Here is a 25,512-nt window from a genome sequence, read left to right as displayed (position 1 = left end):
TTAGCTGTAAATTGACACATTGGCTATTTCTCCCTATAGTCTCGCGATCAAGGAGACTTGCATGAAGCCCGAACTCTATCTAAAAACCCTGAGTGATCAGTGGCCTGTGGTCAGCACGCTGTGGGCCAGCCATGAATCCCGCACCTTCTCGCAAGGCGAACTCTACCGGGTTGCCCGCGATGTCGGTGGCGCGCAGCAAATCGCCGCCAGTGCCATTGCCGCCAGGCTGGTCTCCTGCGCAATTCTGGTCGAGAACAAGCGAGGTGGCCAGGGTTATTCCTTCAATACTCACCTGGTGCCCTTCATCCAGTTCTTGCTGGATGAACAAAAGCTCGGGCTCCTGGCAGAAATCACCGCCAACACCGACACGCTACGCGATCACCTTGATCAGATTCGCATTGCCCTGTTTGAAGGGCGACGCACCGGATTCTTTCAAAAGTGCCAGGAGATGGAGTCGCGGTTTCACACGCTTCAGCGCCTGGTCGATCAGAACACCAAGGCCATCTACCACCTGGTTGATGAGGCCAAGCAGGCTGACCGCAGCCAGCCGATCAAGGAGCGTTACGCCAAGGTCATTACCGCCTGGGATTCCTACGTTCGACCCGCCCTGGAAATGAAAAGTCCGGGCCAGCCGTTCACCACCTTGATTACCCAGATCACACGAGAATTTCAGGCCTGGCTTGAAGACGCCACCCTGAGCGTGTTGATGGCTGACGATGCCCGGCACCAGCTTGAAAGCGTGCATTTCAGGATGCTGGATTTCCGTGAACTGCTCGATCGCTCGATCGACATCATGTCGCGCAAACTGACGCCCCTGATCCAGCAGGCCCGCATCAACACCCAGATTTCGCAAGGGGCCTCCATCGCCTTCCGCAGCCTGGCCAAGACCGGCAGCATTGCCGGGGAGCACGACCTGAAACTGCCAGCCAAGGTCAGGCTGGTGCGCCGGGCCGACTCCAATGCCCTGCTGGAGTTCTACAGCTCGTTCATGGATGCGGTGGTGACCGAGGAAGCCGAGTCGTTGCCGGTGGGGCTGAAGGTTGAAGCCGCTGCACGCAAGGCTCGACGCGAGACCGTCGCCGACATGATTCACTGGATCAAGACGGCTCGACCCGTGGAAGACATCTGTCAAACCCTCCAGGAGCAGTATCCACAGGCCACGGCTCAATCCATCTGCAAAGCACTCGGTGCCCTCAGTCGTGACCCGGCAACCCGCACCTATGTCATGCGTCACGATGACCGGCAGGAATATCACTTCGAGAACCTCACCGTGATCATGATGCGGCGCTCCTTCAACCTGGCCTCGTCGCACAAGATCGCCCCCTATACAGACGTCATCGACGTGCTCCCTCAACGCAAACCAAAGGTTGCCGCACACCATGGATAACGCCGAGCTGATCAACACGGTCGAAATTGAGGCCGAATCCCTGCGCCTGAATCAGGAAATCGAAGCTTCGACTTTGTACTCAAAGCAACTGCAGCAACTGCTGCCCCGCTCAGCCGAGATTATCGGCCTGCTGCAGGCGGGCACCTTCATCAGCTCCAGCGGACACATCAAGCTGCACAAAGAGCTGAGCCGGCACACCCATGCCTACCAGGTGCTCCTGGAAATGACCGGCAATACCCTGGTGCATCACCACGTCGGATTCTTCCACCTGCAGCCTCTGGAAACCCGCTCGCTGAACCTGCGCGAGCGGCAGATTGCCGCCGCGATGTTTGCCTTGGTCGAATGGCTCTCGGATCAAGGGCGCTCGGTAGAATCCATGATCAATGCTGAAGACCCGATCAGCATGAACGATCTGAGCCTGCTGGTTGAACATCACCGCGAACGCCTGCAGCCCTTGGGGCTTGGCACCGTGGACGACTACCTGGCCAATGGCATCAAGAAGCTGGTCGAGGCAGGAGTCATGCAAACGCACACCGACGCCATGAATCAGCAAGCCTACACCCTGGGTATCCCCACGTATTACTACCTGGACATTACCCGTAAATTGGCGAAACAGAAGGAGTCGCAGGCTGCTCAGCAGGATGTAGCTGTCATCGATATCGATGCGGCGGCTGAGGATCTGCTCGAATCCCTGGACGAAGAACTCTGAGGCTCACCATGAAAAACGCAAAACGTTCGAAATACGGCATTCGCCACTACTGCCTGATCAACAGCGGCCCTCACCTGCTCAGCGTCCTGCCCCTGTCTGGCCCTCTGTCGATCGCCGGTTCCAACAACGCCGGCAAATCGTCCGCGATTCAATCGATGCAGTACCTGCTGTTCAATAACCAGTCGCACATGGATTTCGGCAATCACGATGCCAAGGCCTCGCGGGAGTTCTACTTCCCCAAGGACAACTCCTTCGTGATAATGGAAGTCATGCTCTCCACGGGCATTTTCATCATTGGCGCCCATGGCAAAGGTGCGGGCGCGGGATACGACTACGAACTGTTCGTGGCGCGTGGCGAACTCAATACCGATGATTTCCTCGACGACAACCGACTGTTGTCCTACCGCGAGGTGTTTTCCCGCTGGTCTGCCGCAGGCCGTGAATACATGTCCGTCTCTCGCGAAGAGATGCGTCAGCTGCTGTACGGCGAGTACGTCAAGGTGCGCGGCGGGAACTGGAACATCACCCTGGCCCCCATTGCCAACGCAGGCGAGCGCCGCTACGGAGTGTTCCGTCAGATCTACAAGAACCTGCTGACCCAGTCGGTGCTCAAGAGCAAGGAATTCAAAGAACTGATCCTGAACGTGTTCAGCGACAAGCTCTCCAACAGCTCGATCAATTTCACCCAGGTGCGCAAAGAGGCGTTCCGTGACCACGCCTTGCTGGCCCATGAAGTCCAGTCGCTGGAGCAACGGCGCCAGGACATCCTTACACTGTTCCAGGAGCAGCAAACCCTGCAGGATAAATCTGTTGAAGGCGCCCTGCTGACACGACAGCTCAAAGTCAACGTGGAAACCGCCGCGATGGCCTATCCTGAGCTGCTGCGCAAGTGGGAGGCGGAACTGCTCGCAAAGCAGGAAAGCAAGAACCTGCTCAACCAGCATTACAAGACCCAGCATGAAACGCTTACCCAGTTGCACCGGCAAAAAGGCGTGCATGACGCCATGGCCAAGGAGATCGTCAACCTCAAACAGCGCACCTCGCTGGGCAGCCAGGCGGAAACGGAAGCCAGCCTGCAGGCGGTGCAACGTGACATCGCCGGCCTCGAAGCCAGCTTGGCACAAGCCGGGGTGTTCCAGCCGGATGTAATCGAGCGCAAATTGCGCTCCGTTGAAGCGCATCTCAAGACCCTGACTGACAAGCATGCCCGCCTCAAGGATGGCGATGGCCTGGCCCACAGCCTGGGCCTGAGTGAAGGCCAGATCAGTGAGGCTTCCCGCCTGCTGAACCCGCAGCTGTTCGGTTTGAGCAAGCACTGCCTCAAAGAAGCGACCAAGGGCAATTTCAAGAACTACCTGCTGGCGCACCTCACGCCGGAGGATGGCATGCTGGAGCGTGCAGGCTTCAGCCTGAATGCCCAAGGGATCGCCCCAGTCACCTTTGAACTGGATCAGCTCCCTGAACTGGAGCAGCAAATCCAGCTGGAACGAAACAACCTGCAGGCCTTGCAAAAAGACCTGGCTATCGCCAATGACCAGGAGGGCACACGCCAGCGCCTGGCTGAACTGAAACAGACCGCCAGAAAGCTCTCCAGCTCTGTGCATGAGTATGAGCGCCTAGAGCAACTGGAAGCTGATTACCTCGACAAGAAGGGGGAGATCGTCGGCTTAGAGCTGCAAATTGAGGAGTTGACCGAAGCCACTGATCAATACGCAACCAAGCTCGAAGCCATCAATGCCGCCATCCATGCCATTGGCGTCGATCTCGAAGCGCTTCGCCGCAAGCAAAAAGCCGTCCGCGAGGTTCAGGAGAAACTTAGCTACAAGATTGACTTCTTTGGCTTGGCCGAAGGCGATGACGAAGCCTTCGTTTGCGACCTGAGTGAGTTTGACTTCGACGAAGTGTTGGCGCGGCTGAACAGCCTTGAAATGGCGGTTCGCTCCATCCAGAACAACGCCAAGGTTTGCCAGGAGCGGATAATCGAATCCCTGCCCCAGCTCGCTGAGCACCTGGAAGACAATTCGCTTGCCCTCAAGGCGAAAGAGCGGATTGATGCCTTGCCACAGACCCGTGAATGGCTGGCGCGCCTGCAGGAAGCGGCGATCATCAAGATTGCCGGCAGCCTGCGCGACCTGCAGGATAACTTCCTGCAGCTGGAGCACGAAATTACCTTGTTCAATCGCAGCATCGGTGCGCGCAAGGTGTCCAACCTCAAGCGTTTCAGCATCGAGTTGCGCCGCAATGACCAACTCCTTGAGTCCATCGACACCATGCTGCAATTCATGAACAGCAGCGATTTCTCGGCTGACCTGTTCGGTGGAGTCGGCGAAGAGATTTCCAATGCCGAGGTTAAGCGTGCAATGGATCGGATCTCGCGGGTGGTTGACAATGAAAAGGATGGCAACCTGGAAGTCGCTGACCTGTTTGAAATGGCCTTTACTGTGGTCGACGCCCGTGGGCGCGAAACCACCAGCGAGAAGCTCGATGACATGGCTTCGACGGGATCAAGCATCGCCCTCAAAATTCTCGTCTTGTCAGCCCTCATTCGCCACCTGATGGACAAAAAGGTCAAGGATGAGCCGTTCCTGCCTTTTTACCTCGACGAGGCCGAGCGTGTGGATGAGCAGAATCAGAAGGTCATTCTGGGCTACGCCCAGGACATGGGTTTCACCCCCGTGTTTGCATCGGTTCATCCGACGTTGACCGGTGATTTCGGGGTCAACCTGAGTGAGTGCATCCAGGATGATTCTCGCATCGTCATCCTGCCGGTAGACTGGCAGCACTTTGTTCACCATGACAAGGTCGTGGCCGACAATCAACTGGAGCTCCCGGCGTGACCGGCAGGGTGAACCGCAAAGTCATACTGCAGGCACTGGAGGCCCTTCAACGTGAAGGCCTGCAGCCGGCCACCGCCTGGCAGACCCGACTGGCCACCGAGCTCAAGGGGCTGCGGGACATCGGCGTAGTTGCCATCGCCGTCCCCCCAGGCAAACGCACGCCGCAGGTCATCATCACCGACCATGGGCGGCTTCAGGCGCGCATTGACGCCCTGAAAGGGGAAGCCATTGCCGAGAATGCCAGTGTCCGGGCCACCAATCTGGGGGTGCGCGGCGATACAAAATCGGGAAGCCGGCTGCCCTACATGCTGATCAATGTCCTCGGTGGCGCGCAGACTGCCTGGGCAAGGCCATCAGGAGCCTCGCTGGCATCCGCAGGCGACGATCCAGGGGCATACCAGGGCATCATCCTTCGTGACGACGGAATCGATGATTACGAGCCCTCAGGGGATGTGGTGCTCATCGAGAACCGCGACGTGTGGCTCAACATCCGTCCGTTGTTACCGAAGTCCCTCAACGCTGCCGCCTTGATTCAGTATGAGGGCTGGCTGTCAGACCGCTTTGCAGCACGCCTGGCCCACTGGCGCCATGCCAGGCTGTTTCTGCTGGCCGACTACGACCCGGTGGGCTTTCAAAACCACCTGCGCCTGCAGCACGTCAGGCCCGACGCGCAAATGCTGATTCCGGACATGAGTGATGATCAGCTCGACCAATGGGGTAACCGCCACGTTTGGCAGAAATCCACGCGCCACCTGTATACTCTTAACGAATGGGCTAGCGCGTGTGATTCTGAAGCAGCCCGATTCTACAATCGCATCGCCAAGAAAGGTCTGGCCATTGAGCAAGAAGCGCTCCTCGGCATCCAGAGCCTATCCTGGCGACCGCTGGAAAGGGTTTATCATGCAAAACCAGCAGGCAATGCTCAGGCTTTATCAAGCCATGATGGAAATCAAGGGGGACAGCTTGACCCTCCCCCTCCCCCGTCGGCTTCAGCTGCCCGTTGTTAAAGAGTTCCGCCAGCTACTGCTGTCGGAGTTGCAGCCGATCTACGACTCCTACATTGAAGCGGATGCAACGATGGGAGAGTTTTTCGGCGGGGCCATCGATTACATCCAGACACTGGAATCAGCCAAGCGCTATGGCGAACAGGCGATTCGGATTGGCTACATGATCTCCAAGCATCAGCGTCTGGGCGGCGCGATTTTTACCGTGTCCGAACCGCTTGAAAAAATGTTGGCCGACACTGGCCTGAAAAACAATATTCCTGTCAAATTCTTCACGCCGCCACACCGGGTCAGCTACATCGAATTCTGCCCAGCTGAACACAGGGAGACCTTTCGCTTGTCCACCTATGCAGGAGGTGGCACCAACATCAGCGAAGGCTGCTATCTGCAGGAGAAAAAGGTGGACAAGCTTCCGTTGATGACACGCGAAGCTCGCGAGGCCTTGCAGCTTGATCCGCAGCAAGGAGCTAGGATTCTGGATATTGGAATCACTGTCTCCCCCCTGAATAATCAGGAATTAGCGGGCGTCGGCACCAAAATTGCCATTGACACCGTTGATAATTTCACCCTGTACATTCAGGACGAGGCCGAGCCCCTGGCGGACGTGCTGGAGCGTCATTTCGAGTTTTACAATCAGCGGGCGCTGAACTCTGGTGCCAAGAACGGCATCGCCGATCGCGACCTGTTCAAAAGCCGAACAACCGAGATTTTCAGCTATCTGACCAAGGTCTTGATGTACCTCTACATTGAAAAAAAGGCCCGGTACACCGTCAATGAGGCCAGTGAACTGGAGGAGCGCATCCAGAAGGTCGCCGAGAAGAAACGCTCGAAGCTGGAGAAGCAGCTCAACCGCGTCTACGACCGCATCGTGATCGGCCCGAAAAGCTACACCCCGCTGGCCGAACGCATCGCCAGCCAGGGCGCGGCGAAGGGCACCAAGCGCCCGCATTTCCGCTCGGGGTACTTTGGCATCCGGTGGAAAGGCACAGGCCAGGCCAAGCTGCCCGAACTGGTGCGGGTCGACGAGACGATCGTCAACGAGCAGATGCTCAAGGATGCGGATGCCCCGACAAGGCGAGACTACGAAATACGCTGAGCCCCCGCTTCGCGGGGAAGGGGGCGACTGCTCTACAACCCCAGGTCGCTACCGAGGATCTCTTCCCGGTAGCGTTCGCTGACGCGGTCTACGACAAAAGGCAGCCGCCACTCCCGCCACAGTTTGTCCGCTGACTTTTGATCGTACGCAAGCTGGATAAAGGGCTCTTTGCCCAACGCCTGGATCAGCGCTTGCCCCAACGGCTTGCACCCGTTGTTTTTCGCGCCAGACATCACCGCTGCCAGCTCGGCTGTCGGATCAGGCGTACGCCCCACCAGGTCGAAGTACGCGCACGCGCCACTTGTCTTTTGTTCAAAGGCGATGTACCAGTCCGCGCCATCTTGGATGAGCTGTTTCATCACCTGCATGACTGCCTTGGAATCCTTGTCCATCAGCTCCCGGATCACTTCGTGCCCCACCTTCTGGGCGAATTCCGGAAGTGAAGGCACCTGCGTGTTGTCATATCTGAGCTTCGCCAAACCGAGCATTTCGTCCACGTAGTGGGCGTAGGATTTGGGCATGAATGCGTTCGTGGCAAGGTAGCGGGTTCGCAGTATCGACGCCGGATCCAGGGGGTATTCACTCAGCCAGGTGGACACTTTGCCAGGATCGAAGACCTTGGCAATTTTCGGAACCTTGAGGAGGTACTGAAATTGCTCGGCATTGTCTGCTTTGATCGCCGTCCACATCAAAAACTGGATCATCGATTTATTCTGGCACAAGTAATTGATTGCTTGCAGAGGCACCATTTCGCCCGATGAACACCGCAAAGAATTTGCACCAGGGTTCTGCGGGAAAGCATCCCCAGGAACATCCCTGGCGCTCACCTTCAAACGTTGATGCGAGGCATACGAAATGAAATCAGCCATATACAAAGGCCTACGCAAAAGCGAGAACGCACGCAAGCGTGTAAGGCGCTCGAAGCTGTTATCACCATAGGGCGTCAGAGCGTATGGAGAAATGGCTTGTATCCGCCGTAGATTATTTTTCGCGTTCTCTTCCGCAATTTGTGCAATTGCAGCGAGCGAGTGGTTTTCCATTACCAAGGCGTGCAATGTATGACAGGCAATTTCATCCTCGGCGTCGGTCAGATATCCAGGGAAAATACTCAGTAAATCGAGGTTGAATGCAGTGCTCATAAGCCCAAGTCGTGTCCTAGAATTTTTTCGTGGTAACGGGTGTCTTTCACATCATGCAGCGCATGCTCAAGGCCCAGTTGGTAGGCCAGAAAGCGGATGCGGTCATTGCGCAGCTCACGGCCCGTGGTCACCGCGTCCATGGCCTGAACCTTCTGGAAGATCACGGTCGCTGCACTCTTAAACCGGGCAATCAACCGCTCCTGATCGACCGTTTCCTCGACCCTTGTCATGAGGTTTTCGAACAGATCGCCCCAGGTCTCATTGGCCCCCTTGAACTCGAATTGACCCGAGATGGCCTGGCGCACAATGGTTTCCATGCGCTCACTGCCCTCGGCCACCCGCATGGCCTGGCTGTAGGCCTTGGCCTGGCACAACAAAAGCGTCTGACGCTCTGCCGAAATGTACTTGTCCAAGGCGGTTTCTTTCAGGGTGGCCCTTGGGATGTCCTTCAGCACCTGCCCCACCTCAACCGACTCATTGGCAGCCAGCATCGCATCACACATGGCATGGGCGATTCTGAACCGCGATTTGGCCAGCGCGTCGGCCAGCACCGACTCGCGCATGCTGGTGTTGATTCGGGTCAGACAATTGCGCTCGTTGTCCCACTGTTTGAGCTGAATGATCGCAAAGCTTTCGGGCATGTGCTTAAGCACGGCATAGTAGGTGGCCTTACCAATACCCATTACCCCCTTGATGATGTTGATCATGCGTTTGAGGCAGTGCTGGTCGACGTTCGGGCAAATCCATTCTGCGTTCTGCAGGATCAGGTCATTGGCTACGAAGACCGCCTTGGCATCTCGCTCAAGGATGGTGAGCATCAATTCCGAGAGACCACGAGTGCGCCCTTCATCACTGAAGGCCAGGATCAAAAATTCAGGTGACATGGCGGCAGGGTGGAACGCCGACATGACATCTGCGATATCCCCGGTTTTCAGGGCGTTCTTGGTGATGACTTCCAAAGCTTGCATGCAAAATTCTCTATCCGTTAGGGTTCAAAGACCAAGGTCATCCATGAGGATGTCCGCACGCCCTACCTCCGACGCTTTCTCCATCCATCCACACTGCGGCATGACCTCGGCGAATACACTGACCGTCGTATCCGACATCTTGCGCGGGTAAATCTTGTGGACATCCACCCCATCCAGCAGGCGCTGCAGGGAATCCTGAAACGCGGCCCATTCGTCTTGACCCAGCACCCCTTTCCAGGCGCGCTTGGCGGTTAGCGCAGCTTTCTCCAGCGGCTTCAACGCGCCGCGATAGAGGTCGAAGGACATGGGAAAACCGGCTTCTTTTGCATCCAAAAGCAGCAGCGGTGCGCCGACGATCATCTGTCTGAAACGCTTGGTGGAAAGCTGCTTTTTGATGTCCACCGCGTTATCCGGAGAAAAGACCGTGAAGGCCACCGCGAGCAATTTTTCCATGACTCGCTGCTGGTCATCGCCAAGCTTGGCCAGATCCCCTCGGATGTCGCGCCAGAAATAATTGGCACCGAGGTCGAGATCCACCTTTTGAAGGGTTTTCGAGCGGGTTTGCTGAAGCAACTGGTCGAAAATGTAATCCTGAAATTCAAAATCCCCCTGCAACGCCGGAGTCAGCACCGACTTCCAATGATCGGTTGAAAACTGATGCAGCTTGTCTGGGGCGTGCTCGATACACAGCTTGTAAAGCTCAAGGTCGCAATAGTAGGCCTTGCCTTGGACATCAGGCTGTTTCAGGTTGTTCTTGTGCACCTTGTCGGCATAGCACCAAAGCCGCTCGGATATTTCAATCATGTCCAGGTAGGCGCTTCTGAAGTCTGACGATTTCCACTCTGTTGCATGGTAGTTCATGCGGAAAACAGCTTCCGTGGCCAAACCATTGAGTGACGCGGTTACCCAGGTCGGATCATTGTTGGTAGGCCTGGCATCGACCAGGCGAGCGAAGAACTGCTTAGCCTCGGCATAGTCACCGGACTTGAACAGGAGCGGTAGCAGCTCCTGGGGTTCCGCCAGGCCCTTGGCGACGAACTCAGGAAGACCCTGCAACTGCGGGAAGGCATCGAGCAGCATGCCGTGCATGACTTGCCGACTGAACGGTCTTTCACCGCCCGTCCAGAACAGTTGATGTATGATCTGTTCCTGAAGCTCATGTTGCGACATGACAATTACCGCCCTTTAAACTGGTGGATCGAACTGATAATCCCAGTGTGCCAGAGGAGCATCAATCGTGTAACGGGGCAATGGCCTTTGCTGCCCGCTCACGGATCATCTCGCGGATAATCTCTTGCTTGGATACCTTGTTACCGGACTGACAGGAAAGCTCGACAAGGCCCAGGAGTGCTTCGTTGTCACCAGCGGTAAGCGGCACTCCGATGCGGACAGTGCAAGGCTCAGGCTGAAGTCTGGGGCGACCCCGCCCACGCTTGGAAACACCAGTTTCAGATTTATCACTCATACTCGCGCACCTCAACCCCTGCACCAGGAATGGCGATGAATATTTGCGCCTGGCAGTGGTATTCTGTCGTTATCTATATTCCATATACTGCTGGGTGCGAAATGAATAAATCAACGAGACTGAGCATTTCAAAAGAGGAGGGAGCATTCATCCAAGTCTGTGTAGACATGCTGCAAAAAACCGTCGAGGGTGATCCCCGGCCTCTTCTGAACCTGGTGTTGACTACCCGAGAGAAGGCCTTGCAGTTTGTCACCACGGACATCTGGGCAGAGATGGTCAATCATATGGCGCGCTTTATCAACGCCAGCTGCGCGCAACCGGATTACCGAAACGTGCTCAGAAGATGGCGCGACGACTGCGACCGTGCTGTGCAAAAGCTCGATCTTGGCAGCCTGGGCATCGAGCCGTTGCGCTTCATGGAGGATGCGCTGGAACTGCACCTGAGGATGCAACTGCTGCAGTATGGAAGGATTGCTGAAATTCAACGCTACGGCACGTTCTCGACCGCCAGCAAGGATGCGCTGTGGGACTTCGTCAACGGCTGGAACAGCGGGGGCCCCAACCTCAGGAGCGCGGCACCCTCTGCGCGACAGGCCGCGCAATTGATGGACAAGGTCAGTCCACTGATCAAAACCTTGCGCCAGGAGCCAATCTGGCGCGCCCTGGCCTCTAACCCAGAGCGCGATCGATAATCATGAGGGCCAGGGTGGCGGAGAGCCCGGCAAGCCCCATGGTTACATAGCGCGTCAGGTAATAGGCCTGTACGTAGGTGTGCAGTGCCTCAATCACTATTTGGCGCTGCGTGCCGACAAGCTTGTCAGACAGCAAGAGATTGTTTTCTGGCATAATGAGGTTGACCAGGCCCTGGCGTTCCAGGCGATCGCACAGCATCAGCTCTTTGAAATACTTTAACGGAGTCGTCATAGGATGCCCCAACACGCTTTGATGCCTGAATTATAATGTTGGATGACATCGTGTCAATCGCCAATATACACATAAAAACGCAATGCTTGATCCGCATCACAGATTTCGCATGCACAGTGACTTTGGCCTAGCGTGTTCGGCATGCCCGGCAAGTTGGGTGCTTATCAGTTGGCCTGGATCAGCAACGCGGCTTGTGTGCTCACCTTGAGGTGCGCTTGTCAGGCTTTATGGTGGGGCGTAAAAGCGCGATCAGGCATTCCTGCTACCAACATGCAGGCACACAGCCTGCGCTCACCACTGCGGGGCATGAGCGCATTACCGGCAACAGACCTTCTTCAATCATCAGCGGAGATCAAGCATGCATCCACTAGCCCCGAAACTAGGCCCTGATCAGGCTGCAGAAAAACTTGGCCGGGATCAATATTGGATTAACTTCGCACGAAGAATTCAGCATCATCCGGTGGTCAAGCAGCAGTTGATGGCCAATCAAGGCGGGCGATGCCCCGTTTGTGCCCGTGGCGTGGCATTGACCGACACGGTGCACCATGTGTCCTACCTGCGCCGTTGCGTGTACACGCACCAGGTGGAGTTTTCCGCCGCGACCCCCAAACGCCCCAACAAAACGGTGACTGCACCGCCCTGCGAAGGGTGCCCGCAGCTTGAACAATGCGCCAGGCTGCTGGTACTGGTGCATGACAAGTGTCATCACCTCATTCACAAGGTGTAGCAGTCATGCGCTCAGAAGATTCCGGTCTTGCTGCGCCGCTTTCATGCGCACTTCGAGAATCGCGATGATCTGGGCAAGCACCACCTCAGGGGGCTGACTGGCATCAATCACGACGAAGCGCTCAGGGTCTTCCTGGGCCTGAATGAGGTAACCGCTGCGGGCCCGGCGATGGTAGTCGATGGGCTTTTGTTCGAAAACGTCGGCCTCGGCGTTGCGGGCGCGGGTGCGCTCAATGCCGATCTGCGGGTCGATGTCGAGGATGAAGACGATGTCCGGCTGGAACGGCCCCAGAGCCACCTGGTTGGCCGCTTTAACGACTTCGATGGGCAGGCCTTCGGCATACCCCTGGAAACTCACAGACGAGGTCGCCCAACGGTCACACAGGATCAGCTTATCGGCCTGAAGCGCAGGGAGGATCACTTCGCGCAGATTCTGGGCTCTGGCCGCCGCAAACAGCAGCAGCTTCGATTCATTGAACAGCTCTGGATATTCATTGTCGAGAATCATCTTGCGCAAGCGCAGTCCAAACCGAGTCGCGCCAGGCTCCTTGCTCAGCACGACATCGCGGCCTTGTTGGGCGAAATGCGCCTCCAGACCTTCGATCACCATGCCCTTTCCGCCGCCGTTCACGCCCTCGATTACAACCATGTAGCCTTTCATTTCCACCACCTGCTTTTACAATTTCGGATGGGTCAAAAACCAAAACAGCCCGCGAGGCGGGCTGTTTTCTACGGGTTTCAGACAGCGTTTTCAGCTTCGGCTGGCGCCGGCAGCAGTTCGATCACATCGCCATCCGCAGGGGCGGGCTCGGCAGCAGCATCGACCACTTCGGCTGCGTCAGCAGCCGGCTTGGCAGGTTCGAGGCCAGCACCGAAGGTGGTTGACACCACGGCACTCGCCAGGCCCACAGCACCGCCTGTGGCAACAGCGCCAACAGCAGCTGCAGTGGCAACACCCGCGTCGTCCGCACCACCTTGATCATCATCGTCCTTGTCCCCAGCATCGCTGTGCGACAGGCCGAGCAGCTCGTCGATGTTGCAAGCGCCCTTGGCCACGATTTCAAATGGCAGGCCACGCACCTTCTGCGCCATCCCTTGCAGGGCATCGGCGATCATTTCGTTGCTGTGCGCGTAGGTGTCCTTGTAGGCCGCGCTGACCGAAATCAGGACGCTCTCAAAGCGTGCGCGCAGGTACAGGGTCTGACTGGCGTCCAGGGTGGTCTTCATCGAGTCCTTGGACAGGTCGATCAGCTCAATGGTCGGGATGCCTGCACCCACCAGCTTGACCTTGATTTCACCACCCGTTTCCGCGACGAATTTGTCAATGCGCGGCTGCATTTTTTCGCGAATGACGACCGGATCGTCAATGACGTCGGTCATGACCTCCAGGGCTTCCTGCAGGCGGGTGTAGGCTTGTTGTTGTTGTTTGCTGAGATTCATGTGGCCTCCGTTAATTGTGATTCGATTATCACATATATTGAATCGGACGACCACCCTTTGCTACAACCCGATATCCTCACTCAGTGCTTCTTCCAGGTGCCTATCCTTGATCTTGGCGTCAGCTGGGCTAATCAGCCCCGCCATGCAGAATTCCAGGCGGTGTTGCAGTGGCACACCCAGCACATCTTCGGCGCTGAGCTCAATCTTCCTGGCGTGCACGATATTTCTCACGGACGCCGACTTTAGGGTTTGTGGGTTGATCCATAAGCGCGACTCAATGCCTCGATCATAGAGGGTGCCAAGGAAGGTCTCCTGGGTCTCATTGGCGGATTTTTCCTGGATAATGATTTGGGTAAACATGGTGATCATGCGCATTTTTTCACTGTCTGGCCAAGTGTTCACCGGGGTGAATACCACGTCCAACAATGTCCCCCTGCCCTCACATAAGGCAAACATCAGGTCGGGGGTCGGCTCCAGGCTTTGCATGGGGAGTCCGGCCACGCAAAATAGCCGAATGGACTCCGAGCGTAATGCCGCCATGATGACCTGTTGCTGAAAGTGACTGTCGAGGATTGTCGGGTGGGCATCGATGGCAATCGTTAGCACCTGGATGGTGCGGTTTTCACGCCACTGGCTGTTGAACACAAGGTGACTGTTCAAGAGCGTGAGGCACAGTTCACGCAGCCTGCAAGCACCGATCAAGCCAGCTTCCACAGCCTTGACCAGGGCAAAGGCGAGTTCGACCAGGCGGTGTTTGTCTTCGACTTTCTTGTCAAATGTCTCGCAGCAAAAATCCCAGGATGCCGGCACACCAAACTCGCGCATGATGGCTAAAAAATCGCGAGCCTTACCCTCTGTCAGTGCTTTTTCCAGCGGGTGGACAAGGCGCCGTCCCGTGGCGGCCAGTGATTTATGATCAGTCATGCGGGCGCGTCCAAGTCACGGGCACAGCGATGCCGCTGACCACCGAGGGTGAACGTAGGTTTTTTCTGGTGAGTGGTGAGTTCATTAACGCATCGACGACGCCGGAGGCCAGATGAATATTGGCAAAACTCGAAAGACCCGTGCTCAGGTAGTAGCGAGCCAAAGACTCCTTTTCAAAATCGCTGCCGACCAGCATCTCATCTCCCGGCAAGTCAGCCTTGAGAAACATTGCATCGTGCTCAGCAATGGCTGCCTGCAGGGAACCGGGTTTCCATTCGAGGAAGACAGCCATCGCGGTGGTGGACGCCTGCCGCGCATTTTCAAGGTGGGACAGGAAATGCCAGGCTTCAAAATGGTGCTGGACATGAATCAGTGTGCCAGCCAGGTGGATCATGTTGCCCCGCTCATCAGGCGCCAGCCGATCAGTGTCGATCAGACGGCCATAGAGCATGTGGGTCGTGGGTAGTTTGTCGACAAAAATAACCGGCACCAATCCCTGCTTGCTGCTAACCAGTCCAGACAAGCCTGGGTGGCAGCGGTGGGTCAGCACCTCACTTTCCGACAGCGGTGAACTGGCGATCTCTGACGCACTATAGGGCAGCACGAGGCCTTGAGAAGCCTGGATGTCGATCTCTGAGATTTGCATTGATTGAGCCCTCTTAGCAAATGCCAAGAACGCAGGGCTGGAAAGCCCCGCATCTGGTATTCAATCAGTCTAACTCAAAATGCAGCGCTTTCGAAAAAGCCGCCATCCACTCTCAGCTTTGCTCAAATACCTCGTGCTGATGAGGGGCTTGCTCTTGTACCTCAAATTCGCCTTCGAGGTCATCGGCCTGCGACTCCAGATCGGCGATCGTCAGTTCCGAACGGCAACGGATGTCGGCGCCCAGTTTCAGGCCACGAATGAGGTCTTCGCCATCTTCGTTGCGATAGAACTCCCAGCCGGATTCGATCCAACCATTGCTCTCCCACAGCTTCAAGCGCTTGTTCAAGTCCGACTTCATGCGACGCTTTACCTTCGCGTACTCGGAAATAGAGCCACTGAACTTGTGGTAGTTCTCAAGCTTGATCGGATACACGCCGTCACGGTGCGAAGCAATGAACGGCAACAGCTTCTTGCCGAAGCGGTCGAGCTTGTCGTAAATTTCAAAGGGCAAGAGCGTGGTATTAACACCATCAAAGAAGACGGCGGATATCAGATCCAAGCTCAACAGGGTCTTGCCTGTCATCGAGTTGTGGGCCCGGTTGGCAATGAAGCGCATCGTGATGTCCACGGGCTCGTCATTTTCAAGTCCATGGGCGATCATCTTGAGCATGGGCCCGAAGCGGTTCTCGATCGATTCCTTGTAGAACTTGCCATCCGGTCGATCGGCAATCGTAGGACTGGTGAGGATGTCATACAGGCGTCTCAGTGCCATCCGGTCGGCAATCTTGATTTCGCCTGTGGCCAGGTCATCCAGGATGGTGCGGGCTTTGGCGAAGTTGGCACCTGAGTCGCCCAGATCCAGCCAGCGCAGAATGTCGGCCAAGAAGACGTGCACCGGCTTGGTCAGGGACTTGCCTCGGGCCAGCGTGAGTAGCCTGGCCATGACCACCTCGTGCTCAATGGTCAGACCGGGCCCTTTGTACATGATGCCGCTTCTGCCGAAAGAAAAAATCGGTGTCCACTCGGTGTAGACCTTGCCCATCTTGGTGGTGCTGTACAGGGCACTGCGTACAATCGGGTTGGACTGCTCAAAGTACTTCTCGTTGGTGAGAGGAAGGACGCCCTGGCCAGATTCGAACTCAAACTTCGCCTGAAGCTTGGTTTTTCTGTCGTCAATGACCTCTAGGGCTTCTTTGATTTGGGGCGTTGGCATGATTCTTCCGCTCGGGCGTTTCCGTTCGAGCGTAGGATATATTCCATGAATCGCAAGGTGTACTCTGATTATAGACTTTTTTGATATAAGTAGACACCTCTACAGCCCTGGCGGTTTGGTTGACCGGAGTCCTGTGTACGCCGGCTTGGTCAGGAGAGGCGCTGGTTACCAGACTCCTCCGACTACTGGCCGTGCAGTGTCCAACACTCCCCTGCCCAAGGCCACGGAATTCGTGGTGTACACAAGATTCCGGTGATATCCCTCACTCTCGCGCTCACACGATTCCGGTCTGTAATTCTCGCCAAGCTTGGCCGAGATTGTCTGTGCAGGGGTTTTCAACGCCTCCCAGTGTGCCGCTCTTCCTTATATAGGCGCTGTACGCAAGATCACGGTGCGCGTACACAGATTTCCGGTCGTAAGCCCCAGATAGCTCCGTTGGCGGCCAATCTCCACTCGCGCACATGACTTTCCGGTGTCCGCACACAGGATCACGGTCAGCGTACACAAAACCACGGTCACCACAGACCCCAGGCGGTTGGATTTACCTGGCGCACAGGAAACTCCGGGATGGGTTGAGCACCTGGGTGCGCTTTGAGGTGTTGCGCACAGCAAATTCCGGTACACCCCAGGCTGCGCACACAACTTTCCGGTGAGCGCTCACAGAAATCCGGTGGCCGCCCGCTGATGTCGGCTGCAGGCGGGATAACTTAAGTTCTAGGCGCACACAGCTTTCCGGTGACCGCTCAGAAAATTCCGGTTTGGCACAGTAGGAGCGCGGGTCTCGTGGCCATGACGCGCCAGTGACCGCTTGCAACTGTCAAAAGGCGAGGCAAACAGGGCGTTTGCACATGAAACTCCGGTCGCTGTACACAAAATTCCGGTCTGCGCTCAAAAGATTCCGGTTAGCGCTCAGAAAATCACGGTATATCAACAAGATAGCCAAACTGGCTTGGAGTCCGTCAAAAACAGGCGGCACAAGGCGGCGCGTACACAAATTTCCGGTGAGCGCTCAGAAAACTCCGGTATATCAGTTGGTTAGACAAGATTTTGGCAACTGGCGCACAAGAGATTCCGGTGCGCGCACACAAAATTCCGGTCGAAAGGCGTGCTTCAGGCCGTCAAAGCCATGTCAGGAGCTGTTGGCGCTCAGCAATTTCCGGTAGGTGCTCACAAGGTTCCGGTCGGCGTACACGTAACTCCGGTCGGCATCGCGCCCGCGCACACAAGAATCCGGTCAGCGCACATCAAATTCCGGTCGACGCTCCCTCCTGGATGGGAGGATGAGTGTCTGCGGACGTTGATCCACAGCTCGCACATACGAATCCGGTCGCTGCACACCAATTTCCGGTGACTTCGGGGCACCCTGCTCGTTCCAGGCCGCGAGTGAGGGTGCGACCGCTGCCTTGCTGCCCTCCAGCCGACCAGCTGCACACCAAATTCCGGTCTTATCGGGCTCTTGTACAGAAAACTCCGGTCAGCGCACACAAGATTCCGGTCGCACTTGGAGGAAAGCTCCTGCTGCACAGCCTGGCACCTGCCCAAGGGTATTGCGAAAGCCTGGCGGACGGTTGTACACAGGACTCCGGCAGGTGTACACGAACTTCCGGTCATATCCACGTCAGACGCTGGATCCGTTGGATGGCGACGATCACGGCGCACTCGCAATTCCGGTCGGCGCACGTGAATCTACGGTCGATTGGCGAGGTGACGCCCCTATCCTCCCCAATATACCTCAGTGCTGCGGATATGCTTCGGCTCACGCACATGGGATTCCGGCTAGCGCACACCAATTTCCGGTCGGGAAGGTTTTTCATCGCGGCTCCAGCATCGGCCAGCTACCCGACCCGCTCTCCAGCTGACTGTTTCCAGCGGGGTGTACACATATTTCCGGTCTGCGCTCAAAAGATTCCGGTTGAATTCGGGAAAGCCGCTGTTTTCCTGGAGCGCACAGGAATTAGCGGTATTTCATGTGAATTCGCCCGTGAGCAATGCTTGTCCCCTGTAAAAATTGCACGGATATGCACGCAGCCCCTATGAATCGGGGCTTGCAGCTAACCCGTGGAATTTATATACAAAGTTATTAACTGGTTATGCACAGCTTACTCACAAAAAATCAGGGTATTTTGGGGTTTAGAGCGGAGTTTTGTGTGCGCTCTCCGGACTTTCCTGAGCGCCCACCGTAATCTCATGAGCACGGGCCGGATTTTCCTGAGCGCTTACCGGTATTCCATGAGCGGTTACCGGAATGCTGAAAACGCTCACCGGAAAGCTGGTTACAAGCGGGTACACCCAAAGCCCAACAGGCACGGGCAAAAGCCCCAGTTATCAACAAGCCTTAACCCCGTAGATCTAATCCCACGTTTTTAATCCCGGTTTTCCTAACCCCGTCAGCAGCCCTAACCATCCTTTTTTGTAACCCTTTGGCTTTGCTCACCCGCAAACTCAGGCTCAAAGCCGACCCTGAAGAATTTCGCCAAGGCTGTAGGCATCAAGCATGGGGTTGTTCATGACCTCATCAAGATCAGCTTGCTGGATGGCTTTGTCGAGAACCCCGACATCGAAACTCGGCAAGCCGAGCTGCCTGCTCAACTCGCTTTCGCGTTGGCTGAGGCTTCGCAATCGGCATAAGGCAAAGCGCAGGTGCCGATCGGGGTGGGCGCTCATCAGATTCCGGGCTGCACGCACACCGGCTTCATGCAACTGCTGACGCACTTCGACAGGGATATGAAAATCTGCCGTGTCAATTGTCCCCGTGCGAAGGATGCCGATGTTGTTCAGCGCTTCTTCGGAGGTGACCTGGGGATTATGGTGGGACATGAACTGTCCCACAGTGGCCGACACCGCCCTGAGCATATGAATCTTGATGGCATCCCAATGTCGCCGCAGTGAACCAATCCTGGGCAGACCCAAGGCATTCAGGTCGAACTGATACATCTGTCGTTGAATTTCCTCATCGAGCATGATGCGCAGCTTGCTGCCCTTGTTGTTGATCAGTTCATCCACCGCCTGATACTCCAGGTCAGACTCAGTTGAGGACTGAATGAAAGCAATTGTCTGGGCATCGGCCTCTTGCTGAGAGGCGAACTGATCCGTGAACATACGCAGGGGGAGGTTGTTGTTGACCCCGCCGTCAATCAGATTCATACCATTGAACTTCATGACTTTGAAAACCACCGGCAAATTCATACTGGCCCTGACTGCTTTTTTGATGGGCATGTGCTGATGTTCGCCAAAGCGCCCATCCTTGTTGGCAGCTCTGGCAAAGATCGGTTTGAAGAACAAGCGGTTATCAAGTGCGCCAAACCCGTCGTCCACTTTTTTCCCCTCCGTGAACGCTGTAATCGTTCGCTGAACCAGACGTGCGCAAAAGCGGCGGACTGCCCTGGGGGATATAGGGAGGTGGTGATCGGTCATAGCCACCCCAAACTCCTTGAAACCTTCCTGTGGAAACAGGTCGGCAAGTTGTTTGAGCTGAGCGAAGGTGACGTTACGCCGGGCTTTTCGAGTATTCAGGGGAGGGGTGATGGATTCAAGGGCATGGGGATTCAGGCGATCCAGGCGGCTCTGAATCACATCGCCGATAAATTCCTCAATCGTTTCGGATTCCGGATCCAGCCTGGATTTCGCGAAGCGTAAACATTGAATGGCGCCCTGATAAGCTTCCGAGCGACCAAATAACCCCACAAATTGAAGCGTTTCAGCTTCTGCTCTGAGCCCCTGCGCATGCATATCGCTGAGGAATTGCCTGCGAGCCTGATGGTAGATCTCTGCAAGGCTAACTTCACCGCGAGCAGCAACACCTTCCAGTCGCTGTAAATGGGTATGGATAACCTCTTCATCCATTTTCAGCCACTGGTTGGTGGTAATTCCAGTGTGCTCGACGAGCATGGGCACCATGTATTCCCGACTGAAATCCTTGAGCATAATGCCTTCAGTCTGGGGTGATGTTTCTGTGGATATTGAGCGCAGATAGCGCTTGCCTCGCACCCGCGCAGCAATGGTTTTGACAGTTTCCGTGAATTGTCGCTGGTATTTCGCAGCCATGCTGATGGGCAATGCACTTTCAGCAAAAAATTGGGCAAATCTGCCGTAATGCACCAGGTGTTTTATCTCTTTTGCCGGGAATCCGAAGGCCATCATGAGGCCAATCAAGGCCCCGGCTGACGTGCCGCCAACGTACTTGATATCCTTCAGGGCGCCGATTTGCTCCAGGTATTCGGCAACACCACTGGCACCCATTTTTTTGGCACCCCCGCCCTGAAAAATCACAGCTTTGGGGGCAAATACAATATCCTGCTTCTTACGCATATTGACCGCTCTGTCACAGGCGCTCTCCAGAATATTCTCTTTCTGCTGGAGGATCAGCTCTGCCTTGCGCCGGTCGGTGGCACTGGCATCAGCCGCCATGCCTTTGGTAATCACACGATTGGTGTCTGCAATGTGATTTTTGAGCACACCCAGCTTTTTCTTCAGGGCGGGGTCGATTTTGGCCAGGCCCCGTTCTAGGTCTTTAAACAGGTGGCGATTGTCACGACCATGGGGGTCTGCAACTGCAAAAAATCGCTCATCGTCTGCCTGATCGCTGTGCATGACTCGGGTCAGAATGCCCAGCAGGTAGGGTTTGACCTCTTCCGGATCCTGGTTTTTCATCTGCTCAGGGGTAAACACATAGCTGCCGACGCGCAGGAAAGCCACCCATCCATCGGATATCAGCCGCGCCATTTCGTGAATTTGTCTTTCACGCAAAAAAACCGCAAAAGCTTCCTGCCGCTTGACCTTGATTTCGTGGAGCGAATTACTCATCAGCTTCGACTCGTATCAATATACCTATTATTAAGCGCACAGAAAGCAGTGCAACGACAACTATGCGCGGTACCAGCCAGAACGAGTGGAAAACCTGTGCATGACAACATCGGTAGCAGCGCCAATATCATCAAAAAGACCTTGTAAGGTGAATTCAACAATTGCCCCTCGAAGCACACCATGGTCGCTACGTGAAATTTCGGCCAGGTCACAAATGGCTACTCCTTGGCACATGGGAGCCGCTGGCGCGAGCAGCGCCATCTCATTGGCATTTGCCCAAGGTTTGATGTACCGGATCGTGATGGTTTTGTTCTCATTGTCGATGTTGTCTACAGTGCCCCTGACCCGCGATCCTGGCTGACCCCATAGGGCGCACTTCTTGTCCACTGCCGACTGCGGGGGCAAAAGATCGGGGATAAGCCACGCATTGAAGACCGCATCGGCAGCCTCTCGCAGATCAGCACTGCAAGAGTCCACGGCAATGACCTCAACGCGCACTCCCTGGCGCCTGGCTGCTTTAATCAGCGGGGCAAAGTCACCATCACCGGTGAGGATCACCACGCGATCGAGTCTCCCCGCCCCCTCCAGGACATCAACTGCAATCTCCATGTCCACGTTTGACTTGACCACGACACGATCACCCTCATCAAAATGTTTGGCAAGCTTGACCGTGATGTTGTAACCCAGGGCTTTTATGGCTGAGTGATACCCCTGAACACGGCCAGCCAGCGCAGGATCTTTCTCCAGTCTTACTGGATCAAGGGAAGTGTAAACGTTCATGTGCACCGCTCTGGAGCCTCCACGCAAGGCAAAATCTCGCAGCACGGTGTAGTCCATGGTGAAACCACCACTGGCATTGATATTTGACTGATCAACGAAAATGCCCACCCTATCCTGACTCATGACTCACCCGTCCTTAATTTTTATCGTTCCATTTAATCACAAATCGAAGGCATGTGTCGTTGACAGCAGGGCTTGCCGTTCCTATATTGGAGCGGCTGAAGTACCCTCCCAAGCATTGAGAGTCGAACAATGAGTAAAGTAGCCGAACTGAAACGCCTTGAAGCCGCGCATACTGCGACGCTTCAGCGCATTGAAACGCTTCGCAAAGAGCTTGCTGGCGTGGGAAAGATCGTTGACCATGTTCGCCAGGAAGCTGATAAGTCAGGCATCGATTTGCTTGAAATCTGCTATGCGCTGGTGCCTTCGCTTGAGCCTAAAGTCAAAGGCAAAAAAAACAGTGACGGTGGAGAGCCCGCTCGTCGGCAACAACGACGCCTGAAACGCTACGAAAACCCTAATAACGGTGAAATCATCGAAACCAAGGGTGGCAATCACCGGGGCCTGAAGGAGTGGAAGCAGCAGTATGGCGCGGATGTTGTCGAGTCCTGGGCAACCGTGGTTGATTGATCGATAATTTCACGTCCTTCGACCCTGTTCTACTGGCTGCACTAGCGGTAGGTAAGCAGGGTCGCCTTTTCCTAAAAAAACCTGCAAAATAGAAAGAAAAAACAGGTTTCTATCATGTGGGACATCATTGCCTACGTCGACAGTGAAATTAGCCTGCTACTCAAGCAGCGTGATATCTATTACATTTTCAAATACCCTTGGAAAGAGCCGAAGGCCATTCCCGCCTTGCTCACCACCCCAAGGCCCGAAGCGATCAACGTGCAGACCGACAAGCTACTGGGTGAACTTGTGGTCAGAAGCCGCCTCACAGCCCTTGAGCATGTCTGCAATCTGACCAGAGGTGCGCTGAAAGGAATGCCTGCTGGAAGTGAACGCGAGCTGGTAACAGAAGCCCTGAAATTCGCCCTGCGACGCAAGAAAATGGATTTGATCCAGGCTTCTGAATTTATTCGGATGTTGACATCGTGCGCGCTGCTGACGGTGATTCCGGACAGTTTCTGGAATGCCTGTGCCTCCGAGATGGACGGTGACACGCTCAACAAGCTACGTGCCTCGCTCAATACCCTGGAAGTCTTGCACCCGCGCAACGACGATTGGCTAAACCAGGCCAGCGAATTCCTGGCTCGGGTCGCATGGTCGCAAAACCAGTTCCTGATGATTGAAACCACCTGCCGTCAGTTGTCTTACCTTCATTCCAAATTGCCCGTTGGCGAGGTTTTTGCGGAGCTTCGAAAAAAATCCACGAGCATGATTCAGCGTGAAGCGATTGAGCGTGACATGCTGAATCAGAAGCCTTGGCAAAAAAATGCCGTGCCGACGAAAAAGTCGATCAAAATCGGCCCCTACTCCAAATCAAGGCCTGATCGCCCTGCTGACTCCACCAACAAGAAGAACGCCGAGACTGACGAATGATTAGGGGTTGATGAGTGATCTTGGCCAAGCTATAACAGGGAAGACGTTCTCTCTCGGGGTTTTGACCAAATGGAAGTATCCCTGCTCAAGGATCAGCTAAAGACACTCAATGACAGCATCCTGAGCCTCAATGAATTGTTGAGTGCTGGTCAAGCATGCTTTGCCACTAAAGACTCGGGAGAATTCAAGGTCGGACAAGAGGCAATAAAAGTTATTAAAACGGCCTATGCGTCCCTGTGGTACGAAGAAGGTGTATCCGATGGTCGGGTAACACCTATTTGGCTGGGCGCCATGGCCGTAGATAGCGATGTCCTTGCCGCAGCCGCTCAGGTCAACCGGAACAAGGATCAGTTTCAATCAATAGTGATTGCGGCCAAGAAAAGGCTGCGCGACCTTCATGCGCAGTCGGTGGCTGGCACCGATAAATCATTTCGCAGACTGATGAACGAGATTGGCCTGGGCCGCTTGTCGTTGCGGATGGCCTATCGGCACATTCCCCTTTTGGAAAAAACACCTGAGTCCATTCGCTTCTCGTTTTCATCATCAGGGAAAAGCATCACTCGAATCACTCCCGAACAAGCCCTTATAGAACTGCACGAGACCGGATTCACCGGCTCCCATATTGACTATCAGGCGACAATCCTCAGGAAAATTCACCCGGATACCCCATTGGCAAAGATTCAACACCTTGCGGGCTACTATAAGGCCAATCTCAAGTTTGAAAACGAGCCCTTTCGAAAGACGTTGCCCACCTTTTTGCCTATTTTATACCCCGCTGGGGAGCGGGAGCCCGATCGTCAGCTGGAAGTTCCCGAGGCCTGGTCTACCATCAGGAACCGGCGCAAGGATCAAAAACTCTGTAGCATTCCCTTGATACCGACGCTCAGGATTCACACCTATCTCTCTTAGTCGAGAATAGGTTCCCGAATCAGCGCCTTCCAGTCCATTTCGGGGGGCTGCACTTCGACGGTGCGGGTTTCCACTACGATTTTCTCGATCACTTTTGGCACCAGTGATTCGTTGAGGGCCTGGAACCCCCAGGTTGGCATCAGGTGGACATGGTAGAGCTTGTCGGCCAGACGGGCTTGCACGGTCTCGCATAACAGGAGCGGGGCGGCAGTAGATTCCTTGGTCTTGAGGGAGTAGACGATGTTCAACGCGTCGCGGGTATCCACGCTGACAATGTCAAATTCCTCTTGCAGGATCATGCGCACCTCGCTGTCATAGCCAAGGTGCTTGAAGATAGCCAGGCAATACACCCCTCCTGCATCGGGTCGCCGCACGCCATGCTGAGCAAGGATTTCGGACACCCCGATGATCATGCGGTCTACCTGCAGTCGCACGAACTCCTTGAAAGCCACTTCCAGCTGCGCCTGGCGCAGAATGTTGATGGTCACTGGCGCACTCAGGATTCCGGAGTCATTGGTCAATTCAAGGCGCACGCCATCTGTGACAGTTCGAGCCTGAAACTTAAGCCCAGCTTCAAGCGAAAGATGCTCCACCGACTGAACCAGGTCGCACAGCTCAGCGAGTTCGTTACTGGCCTGAATGGTGTAGCTGAGCCGCCCCAGCGTCATTGTGACAGCCAGAGTCAATTTTGGTTTATTGGGTATTTCAAATGGCAAAATCAAGCTGCCAAATGCATTAAGCTGCATACATGAGCCAATATTAGGCAAAATCAATAAGCGTGGATCCTGCCCGTAGCTGGCTGCAGCATGCAAATAACTATGGGAGTTCTCAGCGAGAGAATTCAATATTCCTTGAAAAATATCGCTTCGCAATTGTTCGAAGGAAAGCTGCATCTCAGACATAAGCACCTCTTTTCCTTTATTGAACCCTGATTCGCCCAGGAAATCCAGAGGATATCGCTTGCCAAGACTGTTGTTTTCGTTATAATCGCGAGGCATTC

General features: G+C 55.3%; 22 protein-coding genes. 10 read left to right on the top strand and 12 right to left on the bottom strand.

What is annotated here, in order from left to right:
- Window positions 1-61 precede the first annotated feature (61 nt).
- From ACLCGK_RS06615 to ACLCGK_RS06595, 5 genes are read left to right on the top strand one after another with little or no spacing between them, the layout of a single operon-like run.
- Entirely contained in the window at window positions 62-1,387 is a 1,326-nt protein-coding gene (locus ACLCGK_RS06615; RefSeq protein WP_410951562.1) for a hypothetical protein, read from the top strand.
- Window positions 1,380-2,096 carry a condensin complex protein MksE gene (locus ACLCGK_RS06610; protein ID WP_410951561.1) on the top strand — a complete coding sequence of 239 codons (717 nt, stop codon included), beginning with the start codon at window positions 1,380-1,382 and terminating at the stop codon, window positions 2,094-2,096. Before ACLCGK_RS06615 ends, ACLCGK_RS06610 begins: the two co-directional genes overlap by 8 nt.
- 8 nt (window positions 2,097-2,104) lie before the next feature.
- Entirely contained in the window at window positions 2,105-4,933 is a 2,829-nt protein-coding gene (locus ACLCGK_RS06605) for a hypothetical protein (protein ID WP_410951560.1), read from the top strand.
- Window positions 4,934-4,941: 8 nt separating this feature from the next.
- Window positions 4,942-5,940: a hypothetical protein gene (locus ACLCGK_RS06600; RefSeq protein ID WP_410951559.1), complete on the top strand. Its 999-nt coding sequence runs from the start codon at window positions 4,942-4,944 to the stop codon at window positions 5,938-5,940.
- Complete coding sequence (locus ACLCGK_RS06595; protein ID WP_410951558.1) at window positions 5,834-7,033, top strand: hypothetical protein; 1,200 nt, start codon at window positions 5,834-5,836, stop codon at window positions 7,031-7,033. The genes ACLCGK_RS06600 and ACLCGK_RS06595 overlap by 107 nt, the downstream gene beginning before the upstream one ends.
- A 32-nt stretch (window positions 7,034-7,065) precedes the next feature.
- On the opposite strand, the gene ACLCGK_RS06590 is transcribed toward ACLCGK_RS06595, so the two are convergent.
- The 3 genes from ACLCGK_RS06590 to ACLCGK_RS06580 are packed head-to-tail and all read right to left on the bottom strand — an operon-like array spanning window position 7,066 to window position 10,310.
- On the bottom strand, window positions 7,066-8,172 hold the full coding sequence (locus tag ACLCGK_RS06590; RefSeq protein WP_410951557.1) for a hypothetical protein: 1,107 nt from the start codon (window positions 8,170-8,172) through the stop codon (window positions 7,066-7,068).
- Entirely contained in the window at window positions 8,169-9,140 is a 972-nt protein-coding gene (locus ACLCGK_RS06585; protein ID WP_410951556.1) for a hypothetical protein, read from the bottom strand. The genes ACLCGK_RS06590 and ACLCGK_RS06585 overlap by 4 nt, the downstream gene beginning before the upstream one ends.
- A gap of 24 nt (window positions 9,141-9,164) precedes the next feature.
- Window positions 9,165-10,310, bottom strand: coding sequence for a hypothetical protein (locus tag ACLCGK_RS06580; protein WP_410951555.1), 1,146 nt, complete (start codon window positions 10,308-10,310; stop codon window positions 9,165-9,167).
- A 330-nt stretch (window positions 10,311-10,640) separates the two neighbouring features.
- Between ACLCGK_RS06580 and ACLCGK_RS06575 the strand changes: the two genes are divergently transcribed.
- Complete coding sequence (locus ACLCGK_RS06575) at window positions 10,641-11,297, top strand: hypothetical protein (RefSeq protein WP_410951554.1); 657 nt, start codon at window positions 10,641-10,643, stop codon at window positions 11,295-11,297.
- Here ACLCGK_RS06575 and ACLCGK_RS06570 read toward each other — a convergent pair.
- Window positions 11,275-11,529, bottom strand: a complete 255-nt coding sequence (locus ACLCGK_RS06570; RefSeq protein WP_410951553.1) for a hypothetical protein — start codon at window positions 11,527-11,529, stop codon at window positions 11,275-11,277. The genes ACLCGK_RS06575 and ACLCGK_RS06570 overlap by 23 nt on opposite strands.
- A gap of 358 nt (window positions 11,530-11,887) precedes the next feature.
- Here ACLCGK_RS06570 and ACLCGK_RS06565 point away from each other — a divergent pair, with 358 nt between their 5' ends.
- Window positions 11,888-12,256, top strand: coding sequence for a hypothetical protein (locus tag ACLCGK_RS06565; protein ID WP_156675867.1), 369 nt, complete (start codon window positions 11,888-11,890; stop codon window positions 12,254-12,256).
- Window positions 12,257-12,259: 3 nt separating this feature from the next.
- On the opposite strand, the gene tmk is transcribed toward ACLCGK_RS06565, so the two are convergent.
- The 7 genes from tmk to ACLCGK_RS06530 form a co-directional block, all read right to left on the bottom strand.
- Entirely contained in the window at window positions 12,260-12,916 is a 657-nt protein-coding gene (gene tmk, locus ACLCGK_RS06560) for a dTMP kinase (protein ID WP_410951552.1), read from the bottom strand.
- Between the two features lie 77 nt (window positions 12,917-12,993).
- Window positions 12,994-13,695, bottom strand: a complete 702-nt coding sequence (locus ACLCGK_RS06555) for a hypothetical protein (protein ID WP_410951551.1) — start codon at window positions 13,693-13,695, stop codon at window positions 12,994-12,996.
- Between the two features lie 60 nt (window positions 13,696-13,755).
- Complete coding sequence (locus ACLCGK_RS06550; protein ID WP_410951550.1) at window positions 13,756-14,619, bottom strand: hypothetical protein; 864 nt, start codon at window positions 14,617-14,619, stop codon at window positions 13,756-13,758.
- Window positions 14,612-15,265 (bottom strand): hypothetical protein, encoded by a 654-nt coding sequence (locus tag ACLCGK_RS06545; RefSeq protein WP_410951549.1) that lies wholly within the window; start codon window positions 15,263-15,265, stop codon window positions 14,612-14,614. Before ACLCGK_RS06545 ends, ACLCGK_RS06550 begins: the two co-directional genes overlap by 8 nt.
- 112 nt (window positions 15,266-15,377) lie before the next feature.
- Window positions 15,378-16,478 carry a TrfA gene (locus ACLCGK_RS06540; protein WP_410951548.1) on the bottom strand — a complete coding sequence of 367 codons (1,101 nt, stop codon included), beginning with the start codon at window positions 16,476-16,478 and terminating at the stop codon, window positions 15,378-15,380.
- A 2,448-nt stretch (window positions 16,479-18,926) separates the two neighbouring features.
- Entirely contained in the window at window positions 18,927-21,281 is a 2,355-nt protein-coding gene (locus ACLCGK_RS06535; protein ID WP_410951547.1) for a patatin-like phospholipase family protein, read from the bottom strand.
- A 60-nt stretch (window positions 21,282-21,341) separates the two neighbouring features.
- Entirely contained in the window at window positions 21,342-22,184 is an 843-nt protein-coding gene (locus ACLCGK_RS06530) for an NYN domain-containing protein (RefSeq protein WP_410951546.1), read from the bottom strand.
- A 129-nt stretch (window positions 22,185-22,313) separates the two neighbouring features.
- On the opposite strand from ACLCGK_RS06530, the gene ACLCGK_RS06525 reads away from it, so the two are divergent.
- The 3 genes from ACLCGK_RS06525 (at window position 22,314) to ACLCGK_RS06515 (ending at window position 24,512) form a co-directional block, all read left to right on the top strand.
- Window positions 22,314-22,691: a histone-like nucleoid-structuring protein, MvaT/MvaU family gene (locus tag ACLCGK_RS06525; protein ID WP_056797694.1), complete on the top strand. Its 378-nt coding sequence runs from the start codon at window positions 22,314-22,316 to the stop codon at window positions 22,689-22,691.
- A 114-nt stretch (window positions 22,692-22,805) separates the two neighbouring features.
- The gene (locus tag ACLCGK_RS06520) at window positions 22,806-23,603 is read left to right on the top strand and encodes a hypothetical protein (protein WP_410951545.1); all 798 of its coding nucleotides are present in this window, start codon (window positions 22,806-22,808) and stop codon (window positions 23,601-23,603) included.
- A gap of 69 nt (window positions 23,604-23,672) precedes the next feature.
- Window positions 23,673-24,512, top strand: coding sequence for a hypothetical protein (locus tag ACLCGK_RS06515; RefSeq protein ID WP_410951544.1), 840 nt, complete (start codon window positions 23,673-23,675; stop codon window positions 24,510-24,512).
- Here the strand turns inward: ACLCGK_RS06515 and ACLCGK_RS06510 are convergent.
- Window positions 24,509-25,510: a hypothetical protein gene (locus tag ACLCGK_RS06510; protein ID WP_236707488.1), complete on the bottom strand. Its 1,002-nt coding sequence runs from the start codon at window positions 25,508-25,510 to the stop codon at window positions 24,509-24,511. The two genes, ACLCGK_RS06515 and ACLCGK_RS06510, sit on opposite strands and share 4 nt — an antisense overlap.
- Between the last annotated feature and the right edge of the window lie 2 nt (window positions 25,511-25,512).

Source organism: Pseudomonas sp. S1(2024) (assembly GCF_046557535.1).
The sequence above is the reverse complement of the archived record's forward strand: the minus strand, read 5'-3'. Positions and strand labels throughout refer to the sequence as shown.